Here is a 6,793-nt window from a genome sequence, read left to right on the forward strand (position 1 = left end):
CCTGTGGGAAAGCGCCCCTTTGCACGCCCCCGTGCGCTGTTATCCGAGCGCCCGTTCCGCTAGTTTCCCCGCCTTCAAACCCAAGGATTCGTCGATATGATCCGCAAGACCGCCCTGCGCATCCCCCTGCGCGCCATCGCCCTCGGCATGATCGCCGCGCCGCTCGCGCTCGGCCTCGCCTCGTGCGGCAAGGAAGCCGGATCGACCGAAGCCCCCAAGTCGGAACAGGCCCTGCCCAAGGTCGCGCCGCCCGCCGGCAAGTCCTGGGCGGACACCGTGGTCAAGACACCCGAGGGCGGCTACCGCATCGGCAATCCGGACGCGCCGATCAAGCTCGTAGAATATGGCGCCCTGTCCTGCTCGCACTGCGCCGAATTCGCGCATGAGAGCTTCGAAAAGCTGCGCGACGACTATGTCGCCAGCGGGCGCGTCAGCTACGAACTGCGCTACTTCATGCTCAACGCCTTCGACATCCCGGCCTCGCTGCTCGCCACTTGCGGCGCGACCGAGGCGGTGCTGCCGCTCAGCGAGCAGTTCTGGGCCTGGCAGCCCAACATGTTCCAGAATCTCCAGTCGGCCGGCGACGCGCGGATGAAGCAGATCCAAGAACTGCCGCGCGACCAGCAGATGGTGGCGATCGCCGAAGTCGGCGGCATGACCGAATTCTTCGCCTCGCGCGGGATCTCGCGCGATCAGGCCAAGGCCTGCCTTGCCGACACCGCCAAGGCCAAGGCCCTTGCCGACCAGACCCAGAAGGCGACGAGCGAGCTGAACATCAACGGCACGCCCACCTTCATCATCAACGGCACGGTCGTCGGCTCCATGGGCTGGAAGGAACTCGAACCCAAGCTCCAGGAAGCCGGCGCGCGCTGATCCGCGCCGCCGCCATGAATTGAACCAGACAAGATGCGCATAAAACGGCTCAAGCTCAGCGGTTTCAAGAGTTTCGTCGAGCCTGCGGAACTGCGCATCGAACCGGGGCTGACCGGCGTGGTCGGCCCCAACGGCTGCGGCAAGTCCAACCTGCTCGAAGCGATCCGCTGGGTCATGGGCGAAAGCTCGGCCAAGTCGATGCGCGGCGGCGGCATGGAGGACGTGATCTTCGCGGGCACCGCCACGCGCCCGCCCCGCGCCTTTGCCGAAGTCGTCCTCCAGGCCGATGCCGCCCCCGACGCGCAGGGCGTGCGCGAGGAACTGGAAGTGGTCCGCCGCATCGAGCGCGGCGCCGGCAGTGCCTATCGCATCAACGGCCGCGACGTGCGCGCCAAGGACGTCTCGCTGGTCTTTGCGGACGCCGCCACTGGCGCGCACAGTCCGGCACTCGTCAGCCAAGGCCGCATCGCCGCCGTTATCGCCGCCAAGCCCGCCGAGCGCCGCGCCATGCTGGAAGAGGCGGCAGGTATTGCCGGCCTCCATGTGCGCCGCAAGGACGCCGAGCAGAAGCTGCGCGCCACCGAGGCCAACCTTTCACGCCTCGAAGACCTCATGGCCGGACTGGACAAGCAGGTCGCGGGCCTGCGCCGCCAGGCAAAGGCCGCCGAGCGCTACAAGGCGCTGTCGGACGATATCCGCCTGGCCGAAGCGCGGCTGGTCTTCGCCCGCTGGCGCGATGCCGCGCAGGCTGCCGAGGTGGCGAAGAAGGACGCGCAAGGCGCCGAAGCCCGCGTGAGCGAGGCGCAGGACGCCGCGAAGCTGGCGCAGGATGCCCAGGCCAAGGCGGCCGAGGCGCTGGTGGAAGCGCGCGACGAACTCGCCGACCGCCGCGACGACGCCAGCGCACAGGGCCACCGCATGGCCACGCTCACCAGCCAGCTCGAAGCCGCCGAACAGCGCCTCAGGGATTTGGACCGCCAGAAAACGCGCCTTGACGAAGATCGCGGTGATGCCGACCGCATGACTCGCGATGCCGCCGAGGCCCTCGCCCGGCTGGAACGCGATCTGGCGGAAGGGGCGAAGCAGCTCGAACAGGACGAGGCCCAGCGCCCGCGCCTTGCCAATGCCCTGGAAGGCGCCGAACGCGCTGCCCGTACCGCCGAACTCGATCTGGCGCAGGCCACCGCCGCGCAGGCCGGGGTCGAGGCCGAGTGGCGCATTGCCGAAGCCGAACTGGCGCAGGCGAAGAGCCGTCTCGATCGGCTCGCCGCCGAAGCCGCCCGGCTCGAAGCCCAGGTTCAGGCGCTGGAGGCTGCCGGCGATCTCGAAAAGGCCGTCACCGAAGCGCGCGCCCGCGGCGAGGAAGCCACCGCCGCCCTCGCCGCCGCGCGCGAGGGGCTGGAGGCGCAGCAGGCCCGCAAGGCCGAGCTTCAGGGCGAGCGCGATGCCGCCGCCTCGGCGCTCGCCGCCGCCCGTGCCGACCTTACCGGCATAGAGCGCGAACATTCCGCCCTCACCAAGGACCGCGAGGCCCGCGCCAAGGGCGCAAAAGCCGCGCATGGCCTGCCCGTCGCCATCGACGCGGTGCGGGCCGCGCCGGGATACGAGCGCGCCCTCGCCGCCGTGCTTGGCCGCGATGCCAAGGCGCCGCTGGGCGAAGTCGCCGGGGCCGACGGCCGGTTCTGGACCGGAGCCGAAGCCCCCGCACCGGTGCCGGACAGCCTTACCGCCCACGTCACCCAGTGCCCGCCCGGACTGGCGGCGCGCCTCGCCCTCGTCCACATGGCCGAGGAAGACGACGGCCGCGAACTCGGCAAGGGCGAATGGCTGGTTACCCGTGCGGGCGCCTTGCGTCGCTGGGACGGCTTCGTCGCGCGCGGCGAAGGCGCCGCCGAAGCGGCCCGGCTCGAAGCGGAAAACCGCTTTGCCGACCTCGAAGCCCAGCTACCGCCGCTGCGCGAAGCACTTGCCGCCGCCGAGACGCGGCAGGGCGCGGTGCAGCAGGAACTCTCCGCCCATGCCGCCGCCGTGGTCGCCGCCGAGCGCACGATCGCCGATGCCGCCAATGCCGAGCGCGCCGCCCTGCGCGCCGCCGATCAGGCCGAAGACGCCCGCCAGCGTCACCAGGCTCGCCGCGCCGAACTGGATCGCGCCCTGGGCGATCTGGCCGAGCAGCGTCATGCCGCCGAACGCGACATCGCCCTGGCCGAAGGCAAGCGCTCTGCCCTGCCCGATCCCGAAAAGGGCCGCGCCGGGCTGATAGCCGCGCGCGAAAAGAACGACGCCGCCCGCGCCACGCTCCAGATATCCACCGCGACCCTCGCCTCGCATGATCAGGCCCTGGCCGTCGCCCGCGAACGCACGGGATCGCAGCGCGGCGATATCCGCAACTGGCAGTCGCGCGCCGGGGATGCCGCCAACCGCCTCGCCCAGATGGCCGGGCGGCTTGAGGAAATCGAGACCGAACGCGCCGTCATCGCCGCCAAGCCCGCCTCGCTGATGGAACAGATCGAGCAGGGCGAAGCGGTGCGCAACCGCATTGCCGAGGAACTGGGCAAGGCGGAGGCCGCCGTCGCTTTCGTGACCGACGCCGCCCGCAAGGCCGATGCCGCGCTCGCCGCCGCGCAGGAAAAGCTCGCCAGCGCGCGAGAGAACCGCGCCGGAGCCGCCGCCCGCGCCGAAAACGAGGATGGTCGCCGCATCGAGATGACCCGCATCTCGGGCGAGCGCTTCCAGTGCCCGCCGCCGGTCCTGCCCGAACGCTTCGCCTTCGCGCCCGCCGATGTCGGCGCCGCGGAGGACGAGATGGCGGCCATGGAGCGGCTCATGGCCGACCGCGAGCGCATCGGCCCGGTCAACCTCGTCGCGGCGACAGAACTGGCCGAAGCCGAAGCACAGCTCGGCACCAGCATTACCGAGAAGGCCGAGCTGGCCGAAGCGGTGAACCGGTTGCGCGGCTCGATCGGCAATCTCAACCGCGAGGGCCGCGAACGCCTGCGCGCCGCTTTCGAAGCCGTGGACGGCCATTTCCGCCGCCTCTTCACCCGCCTGTTCCAGGGCGGCCAGGCCCACCTCGCGCTCGTCGATTCGGACGATCCGCTGGAAGCGGGGCTGGAGATCTTCGCCCAGCCACCCGGTAAGCGCCTCCAGTCGCTGACGCTGCTTTCGGGCGGCGAGCAGGCGCTTACCGCCGTCGCCCTGATCTTCGCGCTGTTCCTCACCAATCCCGCGCCGATCTGCGTGCTGGACGAAGTCGACGCGCCGCTGGACGATGCCAATATCGAGCGCTTCTGCGACCTGCTCGAAGCGATGACGCAGGAAACCGACACGCGCTACCTGATCGTCACCCACAATGCCGTGACGATGAGCCGCATGCACCGCCTGTTCGGCGTGACCATGGTGGAAAAGGGCATCTCGCGCCTGGTGAGCGTCGATCTTGTAGGGGCCGAGGAACTGCTGGCGGCGGAATAGGCCGTGCCGTCAATCGACAACTATCTGCCGCGTTTCCAGTTCTCGGAAACCCATTCCTGCCGGATCGCGGCCGATGCGGCGGCGATCATCGACGCGGCGGCGGCCTACAAGCCGGAGCATGACGCTTTCTTCCGCACCATGATCGGCCTTCGTGAAATTCCGGCCCGCCTGCTCGGTCTACGCGGCAGCGAGCCCTTCGGAATGCGGAACTTCACAGTGCTGGAGCGTACCGACCGATCCCTTGTCTACGGTTTGATCGGACAGTTTTGGCAGGCCGACTATGGTCTGCGAAAATTCGCTGACGGCGATGCCTTCAAGGCCTTCGACGAAGCGAACGTACCGCGTCTGGCCCTCGGCTTTGAAGTTGCGTACGAAGGCGGCGGCATCCATCGCCTCACCACGCAGACGAGAGTGCTCTGCCCGGACGACGCTTCGCTCCGACGCTTCCGGCCCTACTGGCTGTTGATCCGTCCCGTCAGCGGGCTTATCCGCAGGCGTATCCTTGCCTCGATCCGTCGGGCCGCCGAAGCTACTTGAGCACGAAGCGCGGCCCCGGCCCCTGCGCGCCGGCCTCGTCGCCCTGATTGTAGAGGCGGCATTTCGCCAGGCTCAGGCAGCCGCAGCCGATGCATTCGTCCAGCTTGCGGCGCGTCAGTTCCAGCAGCGCGATCTTGGCATCGATCGCCTCGCGCATCGAAACGCTGATGCGCTCCCAATCCTCCAGCGTCGGCGTGCGCCCTTGCGGCAGGGCGGAAAGCTCGCACTCGATCTCCGCAAGGCCGAGCCCCAGCTTCTGCGCGATCAGCACGAAGCTGACCCGGCGAATGTCCGAGCGCAGGAAGCGGCGCTGGTTGCCGCTCGATCGCAGCGACGTGAGCAGGCCCTTGTCCTCGTAGAAACGGATGGCCGAAACCGCGACGCCGGTGCGCCGCGCCAGATAGCCGATGGATATGAAGCGATCCTGGATCACGGATTTCTCTGGCTACCTCTTCATACGGTTGGAAATCCGCCTGCGGCGGATTTAGGCGGCATTTTGCCCTTGACCTCAAGTTAACTTGAGGTTGCATCAATGCCAAGCCGGCGAACGACCGGCGATATGCAGGAGACACGAAAAATGGCCCAGGGCCGCCTCGAACACGCCAATATCACGGTCAGCGACATCGACCGGAGTTCAACACTTCTGCAGGATCTGCTCGGCTGGCACGAGCGTTGGCGCGGGCCTGCCATCAATGGCGGGGAGACGATCCACGTCGGCGGAGATTTCAGCTATATCGCGGTATACACCGATCGTAAGCCGCATGAACGGTTCGGCAAAGGCGCACCGCTCAACCACGTCGGCCTGGTGGTGACCGACCTCGACGCCGCCGAGCAGGTGGTGATCGCCGCCGGCCTCGAGCCGTTCAACCACGCCGACTACGACCCCGGGCGGCGGTTCTACTTCTTCGATTGGGACGGGATCGAATTCGAAATGGTCAGCTACGACTGACGCATGAAAGCGCCGGAATCACAGGATTCCGGCGTTGCCCACAACCCAGCATGCCAGTGCCATCACCAGCCCCAGATCCCGGTTCGACCGGAAGCGGGCGAGTGCGTTCTCGCCGTTTTCGGTGTCGAGCGTAAAGACCTGGAAGCCGAGATGCAGCGCCACCGGGACCAGCCCTACCAGCGCAACCCAATCCTGCCGCAGGGTCCAGAACGCCAATGCCCAGAAGGCCAGCGCCAGCGCGTAGAAGCCGGCGACGCCGCCGCGAACATGGCTGCCCAGGCGCAAGGCGGAGGAGCGGATGCCGACGACGGCGTCATCCTCCCGATCCTGAAGCGCGTAGATCGTATCGTAACCGATGCACCAGAAGATCGATCCCGCGTAGAGCGCGGCCATGACGGCAAGCTGGTCTCCGCGAATCTCGACCCAGCCGACCAGGGCGCCCCAGGTGAAGACCATGCCCAGCCAGGCCTGCGGCCACCAAGTGATCCGCTTCATGAAAGGATAGGCAGCGACCAGCGCCACGCTGCCCAATGCCGTCAACTGCGCCTGCCACCGCAACTGGAGCAGGACGACCAGCCCGATCGCGCAGAGCGCCAGCAACCAGACCCAGGCCGCCTTTGCGCTGACCTGCCCGCTGGCCACCGGCCGGGAAGCCGTGCGTGCCACTTTGCGGTCGAGATCGGCATCGACGATGTCGTTGAGCACACAGCCCGCGCCGCGCATGGCGATGGAGCCCAGCAGCAGCCACAGGATCAGCCCCCATCGCGATTCGCCGCCCGCCAGCAGCACGCCCCATACGCAAGGCCAGAACAGCAGCCACCAGCCGATCGGGCGATCGAAACGCGCAAGCAGGGCGTAAGGGCGCAGGCTGGACGGCAGCAGCGAGACGAGGCTGCGATGTTCGGTATCCGGGACGAGAAGAGAGTCGCTCACGATCGGAGGAGTAGCCGAAAGGCGCGGCGC

General features: G+C 68.2%; 6 protein-coding genes. 4 read left to right on the forward strand and 2 right to left on the reverse strand.

The genetic code is table 11. From position 1 onward, the window contains the following. The first annotated feature begins 96 nt into the window (after positions 1-96). From ACI3K3_RS14460 to ACI3K3_RS14470, 3 genes are read left to right on the forward strand one after another with little or no spacing between them, the layout of a single operon-like run. Positions 97-873 carry a DsbA family protein gene (locus ACI3K3_RS14460; RefSeq protein WP_404914822.1) on the forward strand — a complete coding sequence of 259 codons (777 nt, stop codon included), beginning with the start codon at positions 97-99 and terminating at the stop codon, positions 871-873. Between the two features lie 33 nt (positions 874-906). Beyond that, positions 907-4,344, forward strand: coding sequence for a chromosome segregation SMC family protein (locus ACI3K3_RS14465; RefSeq protein ID WP_404914824.1), 3,438 nt, complete (start codon positions 907-909; stop codon positions 4,342-4,344). Positions 4,345-4,347: 3 nt separating this feature from the next. Further along, positions 4,348-4,881, forward strand: coding sequence for a hypothetical protein (locus tag ACI3K3_RS14470; protein ID WP_404914826.1), 534 nt, complete (start codon positions 4,348-4,350; stop codon positions 4,879-4,881). Here ACI3K3_RS14470 and soxR read toward each other — a convergent pair. Further along, positions 4,874-5,314: a redox-sensitive transcriptional activator SoxR gene (gene soxR / locus ACI3K3_RS14475; protein ID WP_404914828.1), complete on the reverse strand. Its 441-nt coding sequence runs from the start codon at positions 5,312-5,314 to the stop codon at positions 4,874-4,876. The genes ACI3K3_RS14470 and soxR overlap by 8 nt on opposite strands. Before the next feature lie 144 nt (positions 5,315-5,458). Here soxR and ACI3K3_RS14480 point away from each other — a divergent pair, with 144 nt between their 5' ends. Beyond that, on the forward strand, positions 5,459-5,830 hold the full coding sequence (locus ACI3K3_RS14480; protein ID WP_404914830.1) for a VOC family protein: 372 nt from the start codon (positions 5,459-5,461) through the stop codon (positions 5,828-5,830). Positions 5,831-5,848: 18 nt separating this feature from the next. Here ACI3K3_RS14480 and ubiA read toward each other — a convergent pair whose 3' ends face one another. Further along, positions 5,849-6,763 (reverse strand): 4-hydroxybenzoate octaprenyltransferase, encoded by a 915-nt coding sequence (gene ubiA, locus ACI3K3_RS14485; RefSeq protein WP_404914832.1) that lies wholly within the window; start codon positions 6,761-6,763, stop codon positions 5,849-5,851. Between the last annotated feature and the right edge of the window lie 30 nt (positions 6,764-6,793).

The organism is Novosphingobium sp. ZW T3_23, assembly GCF_044987305.1.
Lineage (GTDB): Bacteria > Pseudomonadota > Alphaproteobacteria > Sphingomonadales > Sphingomonadaceae > Novosphingobium.